16 protein-coding genes are annotated in these 20,314 nt (G+C 69.0%); 14 read left to right on the top strand and 2 right to left on the bottom strand.

From position 1 onward, the window contains the following. Positions 1-313: 313 nt before the first annotated feature. Both M2271_RS34815 and M2271_RS34810 read left to right on the top strand, forming a co-directional pair. Positions 314-1,729, top strand: coding sequence for an NAD-dependent malic enzyme (locus M2271_RS34815; RefSeq protein ID WP_280891428.1), 1,416 nt, complete (start codon positions 314-316; stop codon positions 1,727-1,729). A gap of 275 nt (positions 1,730-2,004) precedes the next feature. After that, positions 2,005-2,286: an HU family DNA-binding protein gene (locus M2271_RS34810; protein WP_280891427.1), complete on the top strand. Its 282-nt coding sequence runs from the start codon at positions 2,005-2,007 to the stop codon at positions 2,284-2,286. Positions 2,287-2,397: 111 nt separating this feature from the next. Here M2271_RS34810 and murA read toward each other — a convergent pair whose 3' ends face one another. Further along, positions 2,398-3,738 (bottom strand): UDP-N-acetylglucosamine 1-carboxyvinyltransferase, encoded by a 1,341-nt coding sequence (gene murA / locus M2271_RS34805; RefSeq protein WP_280891426.1) that lies wholly within the window; start codon positions 3,736-3,738, stop codon positions 2,398-2,400. Positions 3,739-4,090: 352 nt separating this feature from the next. Here murA and M2271_RS34800 point away from each other — a divergent pair, with 352 nt between their 5' ends. The 11 genes from M2271_RS34800 (at position 4,091) to M2271_RS34750 (ending at position 17,457) form a co-directional block, all read left to right on the top strand. After that, positions 4,091-4,663: a YqgE/AlgH family protein gene (locus tag M2271_RS34800; RefSeq protein WP_280891425.1), complete on the top strand. Its 573-nt coding sequence runs from the start codon at positions 4,091-4,093 to the stop codon at positions 4,661-4,663. Positions 4,664-4,692: 29 nt separating this feature from the next. After that, a complete protein-coding gene (locus M2271_RS34795) occupies positions 4,693-4,989 on the top strand; it encodes a DUF3039 domain-containing protein (RefSeq protein ID WP_280891424.1) in 297 nt (98 codons plus the stop codon). A gap of 350 nt (positions 4,990-5,339) precedes the next feature. Then, on the top strand, positions 5,340-6,632 hold the full coding sequence (locus M2271_RS34790; RefSeq protein ID WP_280891423.1) for an extracellular solute-binding protein: 1,293 nt from the start codon (positions 5,340-5,342) through the stop codon (positions 6,630-6,632). Positions 6,633-6,772: 140 nt separating this feature from the next. Next, on the top strand, positions 6,773-7,639 hold the full coding sequence (locus M2271_RS34785) for a sugar ABC transporter permease (protein ID WP_280891493.1): 867 nt from the start codon (positions 6,773-6,775) through the stop codon (positions 7,637-7,639). Beyond that, positions 7,636-8,481, top strand: coding sequence for a carbohydrate ABC transporter permease (locus M2271_RS34780; protein WP_280891422.1), 846 nt, complete (start codon positions 7,636-7,638; stop codon positions 8,479-8,481). Before M2271_RS34785 ends, M2271_RS34780 begins: the two co-directional genes overlap by 4 nt. Position 8,482: 1 nt before the next feature. After that, entirely contained in the window at positions 8,483-10,150 is a 1,668-nt protein-coding gene (locus M2271_RS34775) for a beta-N-acetylhexosaminidase (protein WP_280891421.1), read from the top strand. A 246-nt stretch (positions 10,151-10,396) separates the two neighbouring features. Continuing rightward, the gene (locus M2271_RS34770) at positions 10,397-11,290 is read left to right on the top strand and encodes an FAD binding domain-containing protein (protein WP_280891420.1); all 894 of its coding nucleotides are present in this window, start codon (positions 10,397-10,399) and stop codon (positions 11,288-11,290) included. Continuing rightward, complete coding sequence (locus M2271_RS34765; protein ID WP_280891419.1) at positions 11,287-13,668, top strand: 2Fe-2S iron-sulfur cluster-binding protein; 2,382 nt, start codon at positions 11,287-11,289, stop codon at positions 13,666-13,668. Before M2271_RS34770 ends, M2271_RS34765 begins: the two co-directional genes overlap by 4 nt. Then, positions 13,665-15,974 carry a molybdopterin cofactor-binding domain-containing protein gene (locus M2271_RS34760; protein ID WP_280891418.1) on the top strand — a complete coding sequence of 770 codons (2,310 nt, stop codon included), beginning with the start codon at positions 13,665-13,667 and terminating at the stop codon, positions 15,972-15,974. Before M2271_RS34765 ends, M2271_RS34760 begins: the two co-directional genes overlap by 4 nt. A 7-nt stretch (positions 15,975-15,981) precedes the next feature. Next, a complete protein-coding gene (locus M2271_RS34755) occupies positions 15,982-16,113 on the top strand; it encodes a hypothetical protein (protein WP_280891417.1) in 132 nt (43 codons plus the stop codon). 141 nt (positions 16,114-16,254) lie between these two features. Continuing rightward, complete coding sequence (locus tag M2271_RS34750) at positions 16,255-17,457, top strand: SUKH-4 family immunity protein (RefSeq protein WP_280891416.1); 1,203 nt, start codon at positions 16,255-16,257, stop codon at positions 17,455-17,457. Positions 17,458-17,762: 305 nt separating this feature from the next. Here the strand turns inward: M2271_RS34750 and M2271_RS34745 are convergent, their stop codons facing one another. After that, positions 17,763-18,443, bottom strand: a complete 681-nt coding sequence (locus M2271_RS34745; protein ID WP_280891415.1) for an endonuclease domain-containing protein — start codon at positions 18,441-18,443, stop codon at positions 17,763-17,765. Between the two features lie 1,152 nt (positions 18,444-19,595). Between M2271_RS34745 and M2271_RS34740 the strand changes: the two genes are divergently transcribed. Further along, positions 19,596-20,144, top strand: coding sequence for a hypothetical protein (locus tag M2271_RS34740; protein ID WP_280891414.1), 549 nt, complete (start codon positions 19,596-19,598; stop codon positions 20,142-20,144). Positions 20,145-20,314: the final 170 nt, after the last annotated feature.

Raw genomic sequence — 20,314 nt, 5'->3', positions numbered from 1 at the left:
TTCGGTGAACTCCCCGGACGGGAATTGCCTTCGGGCATCCGTTTGTTAGCCTGGACGTGGCACCGGCCCGATCCAAGCCCCCGGGCCCAACCTTCGTCGCTACGAGCGACCACTTGCCGCGAGGCGAGCATGGCGGGTCGGTGCCACTGAACGTCGGGGAGGCCCACGTCACCGAGTGACGTGGGCCTCTTTTTCTTGTGATCACCTGGCGAACAAAACGTTCGCAATCCCACCCGGCTAACGTCTACCCGGCGGTAGGTGCGACGATCGGACCGCATCCAGCGTCACCCGGTGAAAGCAGAGGAAGTCGGCCATGGCAACGGCGCCCAGCGTCTCCTACTCGATGACGGTCCGGCTGGAGGTGCCCGCGAGCGGAACCGCGGTCTCCCTGCTCACCGGAGCCGTCGAGTCCCACGGAGGCTCGGTGACCGGCCTCGACGTCACCGCGTCCGGCCACGAGAAGCTGCGCATCGACGTCACCATCGCGGCCACCTCGACCGCGCACGCCGAAGAGATCGTCGAGCAACTGCGCGGCATCGAGGGCGTCATCCTCGGCAAGGTCTCCGACCGTACGTTCCTCATGCACCTCGGCGGCAAGATCGAGATGCAGTCCAAACATCCCATCCGCAACCGTGACGACCTCTCGATGATCTACACGCCGGGTGTCGCCCGCGTCTGCATGGCCATCGCCGAGAACCCCGAGGACGCCCGCCGCCTCACCATCAAGCGCAACTCCGTTGCGGTCGTGACGGACGGTTCGGCCGTGCTGGGCCTGGGCAACATCGGCCCGATGGCCGCCCTCCCGGTCATGGAGGGCAAGGCGGCCCTCTTCAAGCGCTTCGCCGGCATCGACGCCTGGCCGATCTGCCTGGACACCCAGGACACCGACGCGATCGTCGAGATCGTCAAGGCGATCGCCCCGGGCTTCGCCGGCATCAACCTCGAGGACATCTCGGCCCCGCGCTGCTTCGAGATCGAGGCGCGGCTGCGCGAGGCCCTCGACATCCCCGTCTTCCACGACGACCAGCACGGTACGGCGATCGTCGTCCTCGCCGCGCTCACGAACGCACTTCGCGTGGCGGGCAAGGCAATTGAGAACATCCGGGTCGTCATGTCCGGTGCCGGTGCGGCCGGTACGGCCATCCTCAAGCTGCTGATCGCGGCGGGCGTGAAGAACGCGGTCGTCGCCGACATCCACGGCGTCGTGCACGCCGGCCGTGAGGACCTCGTCGACGCCGCCCCCGGCTCGGCGCTGCGCTGGATCGCCGACAACACCAACCCCGAGGGCCTCACCGGCACCCTGAAGGAGGCCGTGCGCGACGCGGACGTCTTCATCGGCGTCTCGGCCCCGAACGTCCTCGACGGCAACGACGTGGCCGCCATGGCCAACGACGCCATCGTGTTCGCGCTCGCGAACCCGGACCCCGAGGTGGATCCGGCGATCGCCCGCCTGACGGCGGCGGTTGTGGCCACCGGCCGCTCCGACTTCCCGAACCAGATCAACAACGTGCTGGTCTTCCCGGGCGTCTTCCGCGGTCTGCTGGACGCGCAGTCCCGCACGGTCAACACCGAGATGATGATCGCCGCCGCGAAGGCGCTGGCGGACGTGGTGACCGAGGACGAGCTGAACGCGAACTACATCGTCCCGAGCGTCTTCAACGAGAAGGTCGCGGGCGCGGTCGCCGGGGCGGTGCGGGAAGCCGCGAAGGCGGCAGGCGTAGCCTCGTAGGAGGCTGTGAGGATTACCACGGTGGGCTTGATATCGGCGCGTCGTGGAACCCGGGTTCCACGGCCGCCGTTTATCGTGGCGGCCAGGCTCGGTCCCTCTTTTCGTGTGACTCCCTCGGGTGTTTACACGTTTCCAACGGGTGCCGGATTGGCTTTCCCGCCGCAGGTAGGGGCAGGATGCGTCCCTGGGCGCGAGGGCATCGGCTTCACAGCGCCCAACATGCGGCTCCGCCGCGTGGCACGCCTCAATGGCAAGAAGAACACAGGAGTAACAACATGAACCGCAGTGAGCTGGTGGCCGCGCTGGCCGACCGCGCCGAGGTGACTCGCAAGGACGCCGACGCCGTTCTGGCCGCGTTCGCCGAGACCGTCGGTGAGATCGTCGCCAAGGGCGACGAGAAGGTCACCATCCCCGGCTTCCTGACTTTCGAGCGCACCCTCCGTGCCGCTCGTACCGCGCGCAACCCGCAGACCGGTGACCCGATCCAGATCCCGGAGGGCTACAGCGTCAAGGTCTCGGCGGGCTCGAAGCTCAAGGAAGCCGCCAAGGGCAAGTAAGCCTTCACGTACGCGACAGAACTGCGTACGAGGCCCAGTAACGCCAATGGGGCGGCCCCCTCACCGGGGGCCGCCCCATCGTCGTACGCAAAGGGCGTGTTGCCCTTTGTCTTACCCGAGTGCCTTGCCCGGCAGCTCCACCTTCGCGCCCAGTTCCACGAGCTTCTCCATGAAGTTCTCGTAGCCGCGGTTGATCAGGTCGATGCCGTGGACGCGGGACGTGCCCTGGGCTGCGAGCGCGGCGATGAGGTACGAGAAGCCGCCGCGGAGGTCGGGGATGACCAGGTCGGCGCCCTGGAGCTTGGTGGGGCCCGACACGACCGCGGAGTGCAGGAAGTTGCGCTGGCCGAAGCGGCAGTTCGAGCCGCCCAGGCACTCGCGGTAGAGCTGGATGTGGGCGCCCATCTGGTTGAGCGCGGAGGTGAAGCCCAGCCGGGACTCGTACACCGTCTCGTGGACGATGGACAGGCCCGTGGCCTGGGTGAGGGCGACGACCAGCGGCTGCTGCCAGTCCGTCTGGAAGCCCGGGTGGACGTCCGTTTCGAGGGCGATGGACTTCAACTCGCCGCCGGGGTGCCAGAACCGGATGCCCTCGTCGTCGATGCGGAAGGCACCGCCGACCTTCCGGAAGGTGTTGAGGAACGTCATCATCGAGCGCTGCTGGGCGCCCTTGATGTAGATGTTGCCCTCGGTCGCCAGCGCGGCGGACGCCCAGGAGGCGGCCTCCAGCCGGTCCGGGAGCGCGCGGTGGTCGTAGCCGCTGAGGCTGTCCACACCGGTGACGCGGATGGTGCGGTCGGTGTCCATCGCGATGATCGCCCCCATCTTCTGCAGTACGCAGATGAGGTCCTCGATCTCGGGCTCCACGGCCGCGTTGGAGAGTTCGGTGACGCCCTCGGCCAGAACGGCCGTCAGCAGCACCTGCTCGGTCGCGCCGACGGACGGGTACGGCAGCCGGATCTTCGTGCCACGCAGGCGCTGCGGCGCCTCCAGGTACTGGCCGTCCGCCCGCTTCTCGATCCGCGCGCCGAACTGCCGCAGCACCTCGAAGTGGAAGTCGATCGGCCGGCCGCCGATGTCGCAGCCGCCGAGACCCGGAATGAACGCGTGGCCGAGGCGGTGCAGCAGCGGGCCGCAGAAGAGGATCGGGATGCGGCTCGAACCCGCGTGCGCGTCGATGTCCGCGACATTCGCGCTCTCCACGTGCGAGGGATCCATCACCAGCTCGCCCGGCTCCTCCCCCGGACGGACCGTCACCCCGTGCAGTTGCAGCAGACCGCGTACGACCCGGACGTCACGGATGTCCGGAACATTGCGCAGTCGACTCGGCTCGCTGCCCAGCAGGGCGGCGACCATGGCCTTCGGTACGAGGTTCTTCGCACCGCGGACACGGATCTCGCCCTCCAGCGGAGTTCCGCCGTGGACAAGCAGGACATCGTCGTTGACGGTCATGTATCTCGCGTTCCGATGAGTGGGGCAGGGGCCAGAAGGGAAAGAGTAATCGCCAGACACAGAATCGACTAAGCTGCCTGGTGTGCGGTCTGCGAACCAAGCGCCGTGCCCTCTTGATGACGTTGATGTCAACCGGGCTGGTCCCAACCGGGCTGGTGCTGATCGCGTGAGTCTTGTGTCGTTCACTGAACGGTCGAGCAGTGTGAGCCAGGAATCCCCGCTCCAGCCGGGGAGGGTTCAAAACACGAACAGTTCCCCTACGGGGTGCACAGGGCGTCGGTGCCCCCATGCGCTGGTGCCCGTTTTCGTTTCGCCTACCCACGCGCGGGTGGGATGCGGGATCATGTCTGCCATGACCGAGGTGTCCTCGCTCACAGGACGGCTGCTCGTGGCAACGCCCGCCCTGGCGGACCCGAATTTCGACCGTGCGGTGGTGCTGCTTCTCGACCACGACGAGGAGGGCTCCCTCGGTGTCGTCCTCAACCGGCCCACCCCGGTGGACGTCGGCGACATCCTGGAGGGCTGGGCGGGTCTCGCCGGTGAACCCGGTGTCGTCTTCCAGGGCGGCCCGGTCTCCCTGGACTCGGCCCTCGGCGTCGCCGTCATCCCGGGCGGGGGGTCAGCCGACCGGACCCCGCTGGGCTGGCGCCGGGTGCACGGCGCGATCGGCCTGGTCGACCTGGAGGCCCCGCCGGAACTCCTCGCCTCGGCCCTGGGCTCCCTGCGCATCTTCGCCGGTTACGCCGGCTGGGGCCCCGGCCAGCTGGAGGACGAGCTGGTGGAGGGGGCGTGGTACGTCGTCGAGTCGGAACCCGGTGATGTCTCCTCCCCGTCCCCCGAGAGGCTCTGGCGCGAGGTCCTGCGCCGCCAGCGCAACGAGCTGGCGATGGTCGCCACGTACCCGGACGACCCTTCGCTCAACTGAGGGGTGTGAGTTTCAGTACCCTAGGTTTCATGAGCACTCTTGAGCCTGAGACCCAGCCGCAGCGAGGTACGGGGACGGGGACCCTTGTAGAGCCGACGCCGCAGGTGTCCCACGGCGACGGCGACCACGAGCGCTTCGCCCACTACGTCCAGAAGGACAAGATCATGGCGAGCGCCCTCGACGGCACTCCCGTCGTGGCGCTGTGCGGCAAGGTCTGGGTGCCGGGCCGCGACCCGAAGAAGTACCCGGTGTGCCCCATGTGCAAGGAGATCTACGAGTCCATGAGCTCCGGCGGCGACGACAAGGACAAGGGCGGCGACAAGTAGCCCGGTCCCGCCGAGTGCCCCACTGAGTTCTGGCTGAGTTTCACTGAGTTCCGGCTGAGGTTCCGAAGGTCTCTGAGGTCACGCTGCGGCGAGGCTTCAGGGGCCTTCGTGTGTTCTCCGTATGCCTTGGTGCGTCACCGTGCGTCGCCGTGCGTCGCCGTGCGTCGCCGTGCGTCGCCGTGCGTCGCCGTGTGTCCTCGTGTGTCCTCGTGTGTCTTCTGTGCCCTCGTGGGTCACGAAGTGGTGGAGACCTCTTGTGGGCATGTTCATGTAGTCCCTAGCCTCCATGGTGTTGTGCAGAGCGAAACCGCCATTGCATATGTTGCAACGCACGCCTGGAGGAACGCTCCATGAAAGTCGCTCCCCGACTGGCCGTACTGCTCGCTGCCGTCGTCGTCACCGCCTGCGCCCCCCAGACTTCCGACAACTCCTCCTCCGACAAGGACGACCAGGCCGGCACCCTCCGCGTCTGGCTCTTCCAGGAGGTCGGCAACAAGCCGAAGGAGAAGGTCGTCGACTCCGTCGTCACGGCGTTCGAGAAGGCTCACAGCGACACCCGGGTCGACGTCGAGTACATCCCGATCGACACCCGCGCCCAGCGTGTCAAGGCCGCCTTCAACGACCCCAAGTCCGCCCCCGACCTCATGGAGTACGGCAACACCGACACGGCCGGCTATGTGAAGGACGGCGGACTCCTCGACGTCACCCGGGAGTTCGGCGCCTGGAGCGAGGCCAAGGGCACCGACCCCACCGCCAAGCAGTCCGTCACCGTCGACGGCAAGATCTATGGCGCGCCCTTCTACGTCGGCGTCCGCGCCCTCTACTACCGGACCGACGTCTTCGAGGAACTCGGCCTGGAGGTCCCCAGGACCATGGCCGAACTGGCCTCCACCGCCCGCCAGATCCGCACCGCCAGACCCGAGCTCTACGGCCTGGTCGTCGGCGGTGCCTACACCTACGGTGCGATGCCGTTCGTATGGGCCAACGGCGGTGAACTCGCCACCGGCAAGGGGGGCTCGTATGCCTCCGCGATCGACAGCGCGGCCGCCCAGAAGGGCATCAAGGAGTACACGTCCCTCTTCGGCGACGACAACTGTCCCGCCGCCAAGTGCGCGAGCATGGGCGGCAACGACACGATCACCGCGTTCGCGGCAGGCAAGGCGGGCATGGCGATCGGCGGCGACTTCAGCCACACCGCCGTCGAGGCCGGGAAGGCGAAGGGCAAGTACGCGGTCGTGCCGCTGCCCGGTGTGCGGTCCGGCTCGATCGCGCCCGCGTTCGCCGGCGGCAACAACATAGGCGTCCTGAAGAGCACCTCGCACCGCACCCTGGCGGTCGACCTGATGGAACAGCTCGCCTCGAAGAAGACGCAGGCCTCGTTGTTCGACGCGATGGGCTTCCTGCCGACCTTCGCGGACGTACGGCAGCAGGCGGCGGCGAATGAGCCGTATGTGAAGCCCTTCGTGCAGACCCTCGCCGCCGGCACCAAGTTCGTCCCCGCCTCTCCCGCCTGGTCCCAGATCGACTCCTCGCTGGTCCTGCCGACCATGTTCCAGGAGGTCATCAGCGGCAGGAAGGACGTGGCGGCGGCTTCGAAGAGCGCGGCGACGAAAATGGACGACGCGTTCGGCTCCGCCGGGTGACGCCGGTGCCTGAGAGCTCGGGGGGCGCGGAGCGCCTGCGGCTGCGGGGCGCTGGGGGCCGATCGCGCCCACGCAGCCCCAGCCGCACCTCCAACCGCCCCAGCCGCACCTCCAGCAGGGCCCCGCGCCCCCGGGGGCGTATCAGCACCCCTTGGCTGTATCTCGCCCCCGCTCTCGTCGTGCTCGGCGGGCTGCTCGTCTACCCCGTCTACCAGCTCGGCCTGATCTCGTTCTTCCAGTACACCCAGGCCCAGGTCAGCGGTGGTGAACCGACCACCTTCAAGGGGTTCGGGAACTACACGGAACTGTTCTCCGACAGCCAGTTCTGGCAGGTGCTGCTGGCGACGGTGGTCTTCGCGGCGACCTGCGTCGTCTCGACCCTTGCCGCCGGGTGCGCGCTCGCCGTGCTGCTCACCCGGGTGCGTGCCGTACCCCGGCTCGCGCTGATGCTGGCCGCGCTCGGCGCCTGGGCGACGCCGGCCATCACCGGCTCCACGGTCTGGCTGTTCCTCTTCGACCCGGACTTCGGTCCGGTCAACCGTGTGCTGGGCCTGGGCGACCACTCGTGGACCTACGGGCGCTACAGCGCCTTCTTCCTCGTCCTGCTCGAAGTGGTGTGGTGCTCCTTCCCGTTCGTGATGGTGACGGTGTACGCCGGTATCCGCGCCGTCCCGGGCGAGGTGCTGGAGGCCGCCGCCCTGGACGGCGCCTCCCAGTGGCGCATCTGGCGGTCGGTGCTCGCGCCGATGCTCCGGCCCATCCTGACCGTCGTCACCATCCAGTCGGTCATCTGGGACTTCAAGGTCTTCACCCAGATCTACGTCATGACCAACGGCGGCGGCATCGCCGGGCAGAACCTCGTGCTGAACGTGTACGCCTACCAGCAGGCGTTCGCGTCCTCGCAGTACGGTCTCGGCTCCGCGATCGGTGTCGTGACGCTGCTGATCCTGCTCGCGGTCACCCTCGTGTACCTGCGGCTGCTGCGCCGCCAAGGGGAGGAGCTGTGAGTCGTCTACGAGCGCAACTGCGGCGTCCGTGGCGGCTGGCCGCCGAGACCTCCGCCCTGTTGCTCGCGGTCCTCGTGGCGTTTCCGCTGTACTGGATGGTGCTCAGCGCCTTCAAACCGGCCGGGGAAATCGAGTCGGCCGAACCGAGGCCCTGGACTCTGTCGCCCTCGCTGGACTCTTTCCGGCGCGTGTTCGAACAGCAGGAATTCGGCCGGTACTTCCTCAACAGCCTGGTCGTGGCGTGCAGTGTGGTGATCGTCTCCGCGCTGATCGCGTTTCTCGCGGCGACCGCCGTGACCCGATTCCGGTTCCGCTTCCGGACCACCCTGCTGATCATGTTTCTGGTGGCCCAGATGGTGCCCGTGGAAGCCCTGACGATCCCCTTGTTCTTCCTCATGCGGGACTTCGGGCAGCTGAACACCCTGGGCTCGCTGATCCTGCCGCACATCGCCTTCTCGCTGCCCTTCGCGATCTGGATGCTGCGTGGTTTCGTGAAAGCCGTACCGGAGGCGCTGGAGGAGGCCGCGTACATCGACGGGGCGAGCCGGGCGCGATTCCTGTGGCAGATCCTTTTCCCGCTGGTCTTCCCCGGGCTGGTGGCCACGAGCGTGTTTTCCTTCATCTCGGCCTGGAACGACTTCCTGTTCGCCAAATCGTTCATCATCAGCGACACCTCCCAGTCGACCCTGCCGATGGCCCTGCTCGTCTTCTACAAACCGGACGACCCGGACTGGGGTGGTGTGATGGCGGCCTCCACGGTGATGACGATTCCGGTACTGGTCTTCTTCGTACTCGTACAGCGACGGCTGGTCTCCGGGCTGGGCGGAGCGGTTAAGGACTGACATGACCCCCGTGACCCCCGTGACCCCCGTGACTCCCGTGATCCTTCCGACGGAACTGATTCCGGCGCCACGCGCCGTCGAGGGCCTTGCGCGCGGTGGTGTCCCGTTCGACGAGGACACGACCCTGTGGGCGGGCCCCGGCACCGGCACCACGGAACGCTGGCTGCGCTCCACGCTGGGTGCGGCCTTCGGCCTGCCGCTCGCGCCCGGGCCCGAGGACAGCCCCGCCTCCGTCAGGCTGCGCCTGGACGACACGCTGGCGCCCGAGGCCTACAGACTCAGCGTCGTCCCCGACCGGGGTGTCGAGATTCGGGGTGGCAGCGCGGCCGGTGTCTTCTGGGGCGCCCAAACGCTGCGTCAGACGCTCGGACCCGACGCCTTCCGGCGCGCTCCGGTTCGCCCCGGGACCTCCTGCGAGGCCCCGCACCAGATCGTCGAGGACGCCCCCCGCTTCCGCTGGCGCGGCCTCATGCTGGACGTGGCGCGGCACTTCATGCCGAAGGAAGGCGTCCTTCGCTACCTCGATCTGATGGCCGTGCACAAACTCAACGTCTTCCACTTCCACTTGACGGACGACCAGGGCTGGCGCGTCGAGATCAAGCGGTACCCGAAGCTGACGGAGGTCGGTTCCTGGCGGGCCCGCACGAAAATCGGCCACCGGGCGTCGCCGCTGTGGGAGGACAAGCCGCACGGCGGCTTCTACACCCAGGACGACATCCGCGAGATCGTCGCCTACGCCGCCGAGCGGCATATCAGCGTCGTCCCCGAAATCGACGTACCGGGACACTCGCAGGCCGCCATCGCCGCGTACCCGGAACTCGGCAACACCGACGTCATCGACACGACCTCCCTCACGGTCTGGGACAGCTGGGGCATCTCTGAGAACGTACTCGCCCCCACTGACAACACCCTGCGCTTCTACGAAGGGGTGTTCGAGGAAGTCCTGGATCTCTTCCCGGGGGAGTTCCTGCACGTCGGCGGCGACGAATGCCTCAAGGACCAGTGGAGGCGGTCGTCCACCGCGCAGGCCCGGATGACGGAACTCGGGCTCGCGGACGAGGACGCGTTGCAGTCCTGGTTCATCCGGCACTTCGACACATGGCTCACCGCGCGCGGGCGCAGGCTCATCGGCTGGGACGAGATCCTGGAGGGGGGTCTCGCCGAAGGGGCCGCCGTGTCGTCGTGGCGCGGCTACCAGGGCGGGATCTCGGCCGCGCGGGCCGGTCACGACGTCGTCATGTGCCCCGAGCAGCAGGTGTACCTGGACCACCGGCAGCACGAAGGCGCGGACGAGCCGGTCCCCATCGGCTACGTCCGCACCCTGGAGGACGTCTACCGGTTCGAACCCGTTCCACCGGAGTTGACGCCGGACGAGGCCCGGCACGTCCTGGGCACGCAGGCCAACGTGTGGACCGAGGTGATGGAGAACCAGGCGCGGGTGGACTACCAGACCTTCCCGAGGCTCGCCGCCTTCGCCGAGGTGGCCTGGAGCGCCCTGCCCGCACCCGCGGAACGGGACGTCGCCGGTTTCGAGCGGCGGATGACCGCCCACTACCGGCTACTTGACGCCCTCGGGGTCGGCTATCGGCCGCCGACGGGACCGGTGCCGTGGCAGCAGCGGCCCGGCGTGCTCGGTCGGCCGATCGAGGGTGCACCCCCGAACAGGTAACTGAACTTACCGAACAGGTAGGGGAAAACCGTCGCAAGCATCACCGAAGAGTGGCAATTCGCGCGCGCCGGTGAAGTTGTGCGAAAACCGGCCATCTCCCTGGTGAGGTGGGCGAATGCAACCTAGCGGACCCCTGTCTTCGAGCCTTGCGAAGATGTGCCAGAGTTGCCACGTCCGCCCTGTCAGCACGTACCGTACGGCAGCAACAGGTGGGACCAGGTGGGGCAGCGGGAAGGGGTAGCCGGTTTGACCACGCACGCACCGCAGGCGGCGCAGGCCGTCACCCTGCCCACGACGTTGGACGAGGCAGTGGCGGCGCTCGCCGCCATGCCCGCCGCCGTCCCCGTCGCGGGCGGCACCGACCTGATGGCTGCCGTCAACTCCGGCCAGCTCAGGCCCGCCGCGCTGGTCGGCCTCGGCAAGATCAGCGAGATCCGCGGCTGGCAGTACCTGGACGGCCACGCCCTGCTCGGCGCGGGCCTCACCCACGCGCGGATGGGCCGCCCCGACTTCGCCGCCCTGATCCCGGCACTCGCGGCCTCCGCGCGCGCCGCCGGCCCGCCGCACATCCGCAACGCGGGCACCCTAGGCGGCAACATCGCCTCGGCCGCCCCCACGGGGGACGCGCTTCCGGTGCTGGCCGCCCTGGAAGCGACACTGATCATCGCGGGCGCGGGCGGGGCCCGCCGGGAGATGCCGGTGTCGCACCTGCTGGCCGGCATGGAGATGCTGCGCGCCGGCGAACTCATCGGCTACGTGCGCGTGCCGCTGCTGCACGCGCCCCAGGTCTTCCTCAAGGCGACCGGCCGCACCGGCCCCGGCCGCGCGGTCGCCTCCGTCGCCCTCGTCCTCGACCCGGCCCGGCGCGGAGTCCGGTGCGCCGTCGGCGCCATAGCGCCGATGCCGCTCAGGCCCCTGGAAGCCGAACAGTGGGTCGCCCGGCTGATCGACTGGGACAACGGCCGCGCGATCGTCCCGGAGGCCCTCAGCGCCTTCGGCGAGTACGTCGCCGCGGCCTGCATCCCCGACCCGGTGCCGGCCGAGGACGGCTCCCTGCAGCAGCTTCCGCCCGCAGTACTGCACCTGCGGCGCACCGTCGCCGCACTGGCCCGTCGAGCACTGGGGAGGGCTCTGAAGTGACCGACGACCAGCACGAAGAGGGAACGCCCCGGAGCGCGGGCCGCTGGGACCCGTTGCCCCAGGGCGACTACGACGACGGTGCCACCGCCTTCGTGAAGCTCCCCGAGGGGGGTATCGACGCCCTTCTGGCCTCCGCCGACACTCCGCTCGCCGCGCCCGGTCACGGCTATGTGCCGCCGCAGATAACGGTCAATCCGGCCACCGGTGCGGGCATCGACCCGGCCACGGGCTCCTGGGCGATGCCCACCGCGCCCGCCGACGGTGCCCACTGGCCCGACCCGAACGCGGTACCCCGCACCACCGGCGACGACCGGTTCACGTACGACCCGGGGGCGGCCGACCCCGGGGGCACCGGGCAGTGGAACGTCGAGGACACGGGTACGGCGGACACCGGGCAGACCGCCCCGGCGCCGGGCCACGACGTCACCGGGCAGTGGTCGATCCCGGTCGCCGGCGGCGACCTCCCGGACGAATCGGGCGAGTTCACCACGTCCGCCTTGGTCGAGCAGTGGGGCGGCACCCCGCCGGCCACCCTGCCCGGCGGCGCCTCCGCCCCCTGGGCGACGGAAGCGGCCGGGCAGCCCTGGGGCCGGCCGCCCGGGCCGGCGGACCAGGACACGCGCCACGAGGGCGGGCAGCCTTCGGAACCCGGCCACGGGTATGGGCGCCCGACAGGGCCGGGCTACGACCGGCCGACGGGCTCCGAGTACGCGCACAGGCAGCCGTCGGGCCCCGGCTCCGCTTACGGACAGCCGTCGGGCCCGGGCTCCGGGTACGGACAGCCGCCGGAGGGCGGGCACGGGCATGAGCAGTCGGCGCAGACCTGGCCCGTGCCGGACCGGTCGGCTGCCTCCGGGGACATCGCACCGCATGAGCAGCCCGAGTCGTACGGCGGGGGCGCGGCGGCCACGCACGAGCGGGAGCAGTTCGCGGCGGAAGCGCGAGTGGCGGAAGCACGGGTGGCGGAAGCGCGAGCGGCGGAAGCGTTCGCGACGGAACGGCACGCTTCGGAGACGCATGCTGCGGAACGGCACGCCTTCGAGGCGCGCGTTGCGGAGCGGCATGCTTCGGAGGCGCGCGCCGCGGGCGCGCACGCTCCGGAGCGCCACGCCCCGGAGCACCACGAGCCGGGAGCTTACGAGCCGGGAGCTTACGAGCCGAGGGCATTCGAGTCGGAGACGATCGAGCCGGGGGCATTCGAGCCGAGGGTTTACGCCCAGGAGCAGCCCGCGCCTGAGGGTTACGTGCCCCTGGAGCCGGGTCCCACCGGGTTCATGGAGCCGGGTCACGCCGGGCACGAGTCCGAGCCCGAGCAGCCCCGCGCCCACGCGCCCGAGCAGTCCCAGCCGCTCCCGCCCGAGCAGCAGCCCGCCGATGTGCACGCGGAGGCGCCCGAGGCGTCCGCCGAAGCTGTCGTGGACGCCCCGCAGCCCGCTCACAGGGCCCAAGAGGCCGCAGAGGCCGCAGAGACGGCAGAACGCGCCGAGGACGCCGTAGAAGCCGCAGAGACCGCAGAGACCGCGGAGACCGCGGAGAGGACCGCCGGGGCCCCCGAGGAATCCGCCGAGCCCGTGCACGGTGCCGCTGCGGACGCGAAGGCCGCGGACGCGGAGCCCGAGGGCGAGGAGCCCGCGACCGACCCGGAGTCAGGTGACGGGGCGCCACCGCCGTCCGGCGAGGAACACCCCCTCGCCTCCTACGTCCTGCGCGTCAACGGCGTCGAACGTCCCGTCACCGATGCGTGGATCGGCGAGTCGCTGCTCTACGTGGTGCGTGAGCGGCTCGGTCTCGCGGGCGCCAAGGACGGCTGCTCGCAGGGCGAGTGCGGGGCCTGCAACGTCCAGGTCGACGGACGGCTCGTCGCGTCCTGCCTGGTCCCGGCCGTGACCGCGGCCGGCAGCGAGGTCCGTACGGTCGAGGGACTGGCCGTCGACGGACAGTCGTCGGACGTCCAGCGGGCGCTCGCGAAGTGCGGCGCGGTGCAGTGCGGCTTCTGCGTACCGGGGATGGCGATGACCCTGCACGACCTGCTGGAGGGCAACCCGGCACCGAGCGAGATGGAGACCCGCCAGGCACTGTGCGGAAACCTCTGCCGCTGCTCCGGCTACCGGGGCGTCGTGGAGGCGGTCAAGGAGGTCGTGGCGGAACGCGCGGCGCACTCCGAGGCCGAGGCCGAGGCTGGGCCGGACGCGGGCGAGGCACGTATCCCGCATCAGGCGGGTCCGGGCGCCGGAGGCGTCAATCCGTCGGCGTTCGAACCGGCCGGACACAACCAGGCGTACGGACCCGGACAGGGACACGGCCCCGGACAGGGACACGGCCCCGGACAGGGACACGGCCCCGGACACGAACCCGGACAGGACGGAGGCCAGGCGTGAGCAACGAAGCCGCCGGCGCGACCACCGCCGCGGAGGCCGCACACGCTCCCGAACCGATCCCGCACGGTCTCGGCGTGTCCCTGCCGGCCGCCGAGGCCCGGGCCAAGACCGAGGGCACCTTCCCGTACGCGGCCGACCTGTGGGCCGAGGGCCTGCTGTGGGCGGCCGTACTGCGCTCCCCGCACCCGCACGCGCGCATCGTGTCCATCGACACGTCCCACGCGCGCGAGATGCCCGGCGTACGAGCCGTCGTCACCCACGAGGACGTGCCCGGAAGCCCGGTCCTCGGCCGGGGCAAGGCCGACCGTCCGGTGTTCGCCTCCGAGGTCGTACGCCACCACGGCGAGCCCATCGCGGCCGTCGCCGCCGACCACCCCGACACCGCGCGGATGGCCGCAGCCGCCGTCATCGTCGAGTACGAAGTACTCGACCCGGTCACCGACCCCGAACAGTCCTTCGAGGCCGAGCCGCTGCACCCCGACGGCAACCTGATCCGGCACATCCCGCTGCGCCACGGCGACCCGGACGCGGTCGGCGAGATCGTCGTCGAGGGCCAGTACCGCATCGGCCGCCAGGACCCGGCCCCCATCGGCGCCGAGGCCGGCCTGGCCGTGCCGCGCCCCGACGGCGGCGTCGAGCTGTACGTGGCCTCCACGGACCCGCACACCGACCGCGACACCGCCGCCGCCTGCTACGGGCTGGAGCCGGAGCGCGTGAAGGTCGTCGTCACCGGCGTCCCCGGCGCCACCGCGGACCGCGAGGACCAGGGCTTCCAGCTCCCGCTGGGCCTGCTGGCGCTCAAGACGGGCTGCCCGGTCAAGCTCACCGCGACGCGCGAAGAGTCCTTCCTCGGCCACACCCACCGGCACCCCACCCTGCTGAGATACCGCCACCACGCCGACGCGGACGGCAAGTTGGTGAAGGTGGAGGCGCAGATCCTGCTCGACGCGGGCGCGTACGCGGACACCTCGTCGGAGGCGCTGGCCGCCGCCGTCTCCTTCGCCTGCGGCCCGTACGTCGTCCCGAACGCCTTCATCGAGGGCTGGGCCGTCCGCACCAACAACCCGCCCTCCGGCCATGTGCGCGGCGAGGGCGCGATGCAGGTGTGCGCCGCGTACGAAGCCCAGATGGACAAGCTGGCGAAGAAACTGGGCGTCGACCCGGCGGAGCTGCGCCTGCGCAACGCCATGGCCACCGGGGACGTACTCCCGACGGGTCAGCCGGTGACCTGCCCGGCGCCCGTCGCCGAACTCCTGCAGGCGGTACGGGACTTCCCGCTCCCCGCGCTCCCCAAGGACACGCCCGAGGACGAGTGGCTGCTGCCCGGCGGCCCCGAGGGCGCGGGCGAACCGGGCGCGGTGCGCCGGGGCGTCGGCTACGGCCTGGGCATGGTGCACATGCTCGGCGCGGAGGGCGCGGACGAGGTTTCCACGGCGACCGTCCGGGTCCAGGACGGCGTGGCGACGGTGCTGTGCGCGGCTGTGGAGACCGGTCAGGGTTTCACCACGCTGGCCCGGCAGATCGTCCAGGAGACCCTCGGCGTCGACGAGGTCCATGTGGCCCCGGTCGACACCGACCAGCCACCGGCCGGCCCGAGCTGCCACAGCCGCCACACCTGGGTGTCGGGCGGAGCGGTGGAACGGGCGGCCAAGATGGTCCGCACCCAGTTGCTCCAGCCCCTGGCGCACAAGTTCGGCATGTCCACGGAGCTGCTCCAGATCACCGACGGCAAGATCACCTCGTACGACGGTGTCCTGTCGACCACCGTCACCGAGGCGATGGACGGCAAGGAACTGTGGGCGACCGCCCAGTGCCGCCCCCACCCGACGGAACCCCTGAACGAAACCGGCCAGGGCGACGCCTTCGTGGGCCTCGCCTTCTGCGCGATCCGCGCGGTGGTCGACGTCGACATCGAACTGGGCTCGGTACGCGTGGTCGAGCTGGCCCTCGCCCAGGACGTCGGCCGCGTCCTGAACCCGGCCCAGCTGACGGCCCGCATCGAGGCAGGCGTCACCCAGGGCGTCGGCATCGCCCTCACCGAGAACCTGCGCAGCGCCCGCGGCCTGATCCGCCACCCCGACCTCACCGGCTACGCCCTCCCGACGGCCCTGGACGCGCCCGACCTGCGGATCGTGAAACTGGTCGAGGAACGCGACGTGGTCGCCCCCTTCGGCGCCAAGGCGGTCAGCGCGGTCCCGGTGGTGACTTCCCCCGCGGCCATCGCCTCCGCGGTCCGCGCGGCGACCGGCCGCCCCGTCAACCGCCTCCCGATCCGCCCCCAGGCAGCAGTGGCGACCACCCAGTGAGCACCTGGTGACCAGCCCGGACCCCGAGAACCAGCCCCGCTACGAACCTCCGCCCGGGGTGGGCAAGCTGGCGCTGTGGATCCTGCTGTTCGTGCTGGCGGCGGCGGTGGTCGTGGTGGGTGGCGTGTACTTCGCGTGATCCGAGAGACCTCCGGGCCGTGGGCCGGGGGCGTTGTCAGTGGTGCCGCGTAGTGTTCTGAGCAGTGGGGGACGGCCGTCGGAGCTGGTCGGCCGGGCGTGCCCTGCGCGGGGATGTGAGCACGTACACACGGGGGAGCACATGAAAGCGACGACCGACACCGGCCCGGCGACGATCAGACTGACCGATGCCGGCCCGGCGACGATCACACTGACCGATGCCGAACTGGATCCGTACGTCACGCACGCGCCGACGCGCCGCTGGCTCACGGGTCCCGGACTGCCCGGCCACAGTGGTGTGTTCACCTTCGCGGAACTGCGCCAGGAGGGCCTGCGCACGGTGGCCGACTCGACCGGCGAACCCGGCCCGCTGTTCGCCTGGGACCTGCGGGACCAGCTCGTGATAGGCGGGCTGGTGGGTCCCCGCGGTCTGGCGACGGAGTCGGTCCTGCTGGACGGCTCGACCGGCGAGATCTCGACGGCGTACTTCCTGCACGACCGCCACGACCTGATGCACCGCCGCCCGCTCGCGCCCTCGCTGTCGACGCTGGTGCGGTTCGCCGCGGCGACGGACGAACTGGCCTGCCTGCGCGGCCAGTTCGCGTCCTACGCGGGCCGCTTCGGGCCGAAGGCGGTGGCGGATGCCTCCCGGCAGTTGCTCGCCGTCTTCGAGGAGGGCGCGGGCGGCGAGCCGGCGCCGTTCTGGAAGATGGCTGCTCTGATCCGCCCCCTGTCCCTGGTGGCGGGGCCGGGCACGGGCTCGGGACTGGCACTGGACCTGCCGGCCCGCCTGCTGGACCAGGAGTTCGGCCAGGGCAAGGTGGCGCGCTTCGAGGACGTCGACTTCCCCGTGGCCCTCACGCACGAGCCGACCCGCCGCTTCCTGAGAGAGGTCGGCCTGCCGGAGGACGGCGTCCTCCTCCACCTGGACACCGACGTGCCGCTGCCGACGCTGGCCGAGCACTGCGCCGACGGTGACGGCGTGGCCGAACTCCCCGCCGCTGCCGGCCACTTGCTGCGGGTCGGCAGCCTCTCCGAGGGCCACAGCCTGGTCCTCGACGGCGCTACCGGCGCCGTCCTCAACTGGCACGAGCGCGAGGCCGCCCTCTACCCGCTGAACACCGACGTCTCCACGCTGGCCTTCACGCTCTGGCTGCTCCACCGCGAGAGAGTGATCGACAAGGACCTGGCCCACGAGCTGACGACGCACACCTACGACCAGCTGGCCACGACGATGATCCAGGTTCTGGCAAGCGTCGACCCAACGGGAGCCACGCCCGCTCCCGGAGCCGACTGGCACTACTGGACGGAACTGTTCCAGGACGAGGCGGGCGGGGTGCTCTGACTGACGGTGTGCCCTGTCCTCCACCGCGCAACTGGGACGTGAACTGAGAGGGACGCTCAAAAGGGCGGCACCCTCGGAGGGGTGCCGCCCTTTCGTTGTGCCTGCTCAAGGCAGTGGAGGCCGTGGCGGGAATCGAACCCGCGTAACTCGCTTTGCAGGTTTGTCGGCGATGGCCGCAGGGTGATCCAGACGCGTTCGCATACGTCCACCGCCGTCCGGATGCTGTGATCGCTGAGGCAGCACGAACGGCTCCGGACGGCGGTGGACGACTACGAACGAGACGGAAACTGAGACGGAGCACAGAGCTACGCGCTGCACCGCCTACGTGTGTTGGAGTGCTCGGGGCACCAGCGGTAGTAGCTGTCGTCGAAGTTGCGGCTGTGCGTTGCCCGGCCGTGCTGGGGCCGCCAACCTTGCCAGTAACGGGTGTTACAACGGTTACACAGCGGCGCGCGAACGAAGCCATGCGTGTGGCAGTGGTCCCACACGGCTGCCCTCGTGGTCATGCAGCTCGCGCACATGAACTGTGCGGCGGCTGGCCAGTTCCGTCGGCCGGCGGGATCCACGCGGTAGCGTTCACCCGTCAGCTTGCCGTCGTACACCACGGCGTTGGCGTCGCTGCCTCTCGCACCGTAGACAACCGCGGTGCGGGTGAACTCGCCTCGGTCGGCCACCACCGCGTCTCCGACGCGCTCGAACCAACCGGCAGCATCCTGTCCATGATGCGCCCCGAGGCACGAGCAATGGCATTCGACCCCCGTCGCTTCCAGACATGCCCTGGTGCACTGCGACAGCCTGGACATGTCCCGCCAGAGCACGATGAACCCGTACCGATCGATGGCTGCCGTCACCAGCCGCACGAGACTGCTCCGTGGCAGCTTCCATCGATCACCATCGAACTGCGGGGAACGGATGCCCACTGTCTCGTGCAGCCAGTGGCGGTTGCCTTTGCGGCGCGGAATTTTGGCGATGACTTGCCCGTTCACGGGGAGCCATACCATCGCCACTGGCCCGACCCCGGGGGCTCTGACTACACGTCCATCGGCTATCCGAACCGGTAAGTCGTCCGTCATGCTCCCACGGTGGCAGGCAAACCGGCAGTGAGGAACACCGCGTCCTGGATTGTCTGTGCTGGTCAGAGCTTGGTCTGGACAGCCTCCATCTTGTACGGAGACCTGGGCGGTTGTGCCAACACGCTTTCCAACTGTCCGCGTGGCCGTTCGGGGGCGTCCGTGGGGGTTCACGCGGCAGGTCAGACGGGGTGCGCGTACAGCGGTGAACGGCGGCGGCTGTTCATGCACTGGACAAAGACCAGGACAACGAGCGCGAGCAGGCCGTGCGTCATCAGGCCAGATGACGGTTTATTCCACCTCTGTCGACTGCCTGACGGTCCACATGTCCGGCATGTGCCGTCCAGGGTCACCGATGCGTCCACCAATACGCCGCGAGTAGCCCAGCGCCACTACAAGCTGCCTTAGTTGCCATACGAACCGCCTCATCAAGTGCACCCTCCAGCAGGGTGCTCGCTCGTCGGCCAGTCCCCTTCTTTCGCGATGTCCTGCTTGGAGAAAAGTTTCGGGTACCACGACTTCGGGACGACTTACTCAGGTCACGAATGCATTGACTGTGCGGTGAAGAGTCTCGGGGTTCTCCCTGAGAACAACAGTTCGGCATGTGCCTCACCTCCAAGGGCTGCCGGCCCAGTGCCGGGCAGCACCATCATTGAAGAAGGGGGCAAAAGGCGGTTCACATGACATTCGCGGGGTTCTATCCTCAGGCCCATGCCCAGAGGAGCGGTCAGCCGAGCCGACATGCAGATCATTGCCTCCTTGGCCAAAGGTGGGTGGGACGTGAGTCCGTACCAACTGGAGCGATGGCGGCAATTCGGACTTATGCCAAGGAATTTACGCAAACCTCTTGGGTGCGGAAAGGGGTCGACCTCTACCCCCGCTCCGGATGCTGAGCTCTGCGCGCGCACTATCGCGCGACTTGCCTATCAAGGTTCCAATATTTACAGATGCATCGAACAAAGTTTCTATGACCGTCTGTGTTGGTCTCCCGGAAGTATGCATTTGGTTTCTGAGCGAGTGGTTCGGACGTCCTTGCTCAGGGCACTGGAAAGTCGTTCTCGGAAACGCGTGGATCTAGACGCAGCTTATTGGCAAGCCGTTGAAGAAGCCGGCGGTGTTTGGGGAACTGCTCAACTCGCATTCAATTATTGGGAATGGTTCGGATCGAGTGTGCGCTACAAGGAGATTCCTCTTGCTGGTGAACCTCGGGCGCTGAACTCTGCATATCAACAGTTCCTTGCGGCCCTCAAAGCCGGCATAGAAGAGGTGGGCCTTGAGGTGTTCGGGCAAGCGCTCGTTGACCTTGAATGGTCCAGCGTCGATGATGTCGATCGGGTGTCCGCATACTTTCGCGGAAGTAAGCAAAGCGTGAGAATAGTTGCACGGAAGATCGGTTATGGCGATTGGGCGTTGATCTATCGCGGGGCATGCGAAGCTGCCTGCCTGTCAAAGATGTGGGCGGGTAGGGGAAAGTTCAAGCACTATAGGGAACAGGGGCTTCCTATCTGGGTGCGGGAAAGAGACCTGGTGGGTAGCCGGCTCGAATGGTTACTGAAAATTCCTCCTTGGTTCGGAGGTGCCGCCGACATCCATCACCCTGGATCCACCGCGCGGTAGCCGGTCTGTGGATGACGTAATGAGAAGAGGTGCCCGCTGACCTGGGATGATGGGAGTTCCTACGCCCTCATCAGTCCCACGAAGCAAGGCACCTCTGAAGTGAGAGTCTCCCACGGCCCGGCGACCTTGTTCGCCGCGTTCGACGACCCGGACCTGATCGCGCATGCCGG

The organism is Streptomyces sp. LBL (assembly GCF_029893585.1).
Taxonomy (GTDB): Bacteria; Actinomycetota; Actinomycetes; order Streptomycetales; family Streptomycetaceae; genus Streptomyces.
The sequence above is the reverse complement of the archived record's forward strand: the minus strand, read 5'-3'. Positions and strand labels throughout refer to the sequence as shown.

Coding starts and splice junctions, on each gene's coding strand:
- M2271_RS34815 (WP_280891428.1), top strand. CDS start 314: ATGGCAACGGCGCCCAGCGTCTCCTACTCGATGACGGTCCGGCTGGAG.
- M2271_RS34810 (WP_280891427.1), top strand. CDS start 2,005: ATGAACCGCAGTGAGCTGGTGGCCGCGCTGGCCGACCGCGCCGAGGTG.
- murA (WP_280891426.1), bottom strand. CDS start 3,738: ATGACCGTCAACGACGATGTCCTGCTTGTCCACGGCGGAACTCCGCTG.
- M2271_RS34800 (WP_280891425.1), top strand. CDS start 4,091: ATGACCGAGGTGTCCTCGCTCACAGGACGGCTGCTCGTGGCAACGCCC.
- M2271_RS34795 (WP_280891424.1), top strand. CDS start 4,693: ATGAGCACTCTTGAGCCTGAGACCCAGCCGCAGCGAGGTACGGGGACG.
- M2271_RS34790 (WP_280891423.1), top strand. CDS start 5,340: ATGAAAGTCGCTCCCCGACTGGCCGTACTGCTCGCTGCCGTCGTCGTC.
- M2271_RS34775 (WP_280891421.1), top strand. CDS start 8,483: ATGACCCCCGTGACCCCCGTGACCCCCGTGACTCCCGTGATCCTTCCG.
- M2271_RS34750 (WP_280891416.1), top strand. CDS start 16,255: ATGAAAGCGACGACCGACACCGGCCCGGCGACGATCAGACTGACCGAT.